Source organism: Colwellia sp. BRX10-9 (genome assembly GCF_014077405.1).
Classification (GTDB): Bacteria; Pseudomonadota; Gammaproteobacteria; order Enterobacterales; family Alteromonadaceae; genus Colwellia_A.
This window is the reverse complement of the sequence record NZ_JACGVV010000081.1, coordinates 1-1,685: the sequence shown is the minus strand read 5'-3', so window position 1 is coordinate 1,685 and position 1,685 is coordinate 1. Positions and strand designations below refer to the sequence as shown.

The window sequence follows — 1,685 nt, the reverse complement described above, 5'->3', positions numbered from 1 at the left end:
TTGCGATTCCAAAAGTACAAGACTTGATCATAGCGATACAAGTCGATTTAGAATCTAAGGAATGAAAAACATTTATCTTTTGATCAACATCCATAGTTGAGAGATTCCCTGAACACCTAACGCCCCATTAAGAGGCAAATAATAGTTGGCTAAAATAAGCGACGAAGGAGCAAATAGCCAACTGTTTTTTGTCCCTTTGAATGACTTGTTATATGCCGATTACTACTGAACTATAAGCAAGGTTAACTCAGCTAAAATTATAAAAACACATAAATAAACCATAGCTTTTGGTAATTTAGATGATTTATTTTTAGCCCAAACCATTACGGGTGATGTTTGAGATTGTTTAAGATAACCACCAAAAAAGGCAATACCGTATAAAGCGCCAATAATAGGGATTAATTGATCAAGTAATGATAATGACACGTAGACTTTCCTTAGGCATATAACGCCCCATTAAGAGACAAATAATGGTTGGCTAAAATAGGTGAACGTAGTGAACAAATAGCCAACTGTTATTTGTCCTGCTTGAATGCCTTGTTAGCAGTAATTGTAAACGACAAAGTTAACAACACCACCGCACCAAATAAAGGTGGTAACCAATAATACAGAAAAGGCTCAAAATTGGGAGTAATATATTGAAAAACAAACAATTCAGACATAACTCCAAATATTAAACCTGAACGTTTAATTTGCATATTTATATATGAAACCGTTTTTCCTGCAAGGTCGAATGTAATAAAAAAAGCAGTAGCCAAACCTACTCCCCCACCAATAAGAGAAAACAAGTATACTAAACCTCCAAAGTTCCAATTACTCAAACCAATAATAACAATTGGAGGAACGACCATAAACCCAGCCATTAGTAATAAAACAGCAGGAGAAAACATAAGGAATGAAAATAAAAATATAAGATTACGCCAATTCATATTTATTACTGCTAACGCCACGTTAAGCGGCAAATAATAGCTGGCTAAAATGTGTGAGGCACGAACAACAGTCAGCTGTTATTTGTCCGTTTGAACGCCTTGTTAGGTGTAAATTACCACTAATTCATGCAATTAGCTTCTATTTCACGAGGATATAAGTACACTTCTGGTGAGACAAAACATACATTATTTTCTTCAATTTGTTTGATTGCCACCTCAATATCTACAGACTCTATAAATGTGGAAGCGTACGTCCATGTTTTTACTACTTTGGAAGATTCCAGTTTATAAAACGTTAAGCGATGGTAATGAGTTCTCCCATTACTTTCAAAATAAACGAAGACATAGTTCTCTAATTTACCAGAGTTAATTAGCCTAGAACACGGCAGCTTAGGATCTCTTCTGTCACTTTCATTGAATGGCTTGCCATGTTCACCTAATCCAGTACACCAGCCTTTTTTGATAAAACGGTCAGTTATCGATAATGGTAGGTCAGATGTTTGGGTTATACGTTCATAATTTCCACTGACGACTTCAAATTGATTAAGCCTATGAGCTTGAGTTGAAAAGCTAACGAATAATATGAGAAAACAAATAAACTTTGAATACACAGCCAATCCTTTGCTTTACACCTAACGCCCTACTAAGCGGCGATAAATTGTTGGCTAAAATTGCGAGGAACGAAGCTAGCCAACTGTTTAGCGTCCGTCTTGAGTAGCTTGTTAGGCAAATTATTCACCCATATTGATTTTAAAG

General features: G+C 35.5%; 3 protein-coding genes. All 3 read right to left on the bottom strand.

Translation table 11 applies throughout. From position 1 onward, the window contains the following. Positions 1–222: 222 nt before the first annotated feature. On the bottom strand, positions 223–426 hold the full coding sequence (locus tag H4J69_RS19545) for a hypothetical protein (protein WP_182245192.1): 204 nt from the start codon (positions 424–426) through the stop codon (positions 223–225). 89 nt (positions 427–515) lie between these two features. Beyond that, positions 516–929 carry a hypothetical protein gene (locus H4J69_RS19540; protein WP_182245191.1) on the bottom strand — a complete coding sequence of 138 codons (414 nt, stop codon included), beginning with the start codon at positions 927–929 and terminating at the stop codon, positions 516–518. Positions 930–1,048: 119 nt separating this feature from the next. After that, positions 1,049–1,540, bottom strand: a complete 492-nt coding sequence (locus tag H4J69_RS19535; RefSeq protein ID WP_182245190.1) for a hypothetical protein — start codon at positions 1,538–1,540, stop codon at positions 1,049–1,051. Between the last annotated feature and the right edge of the window lie 145 nt (positions 1,541–1,685).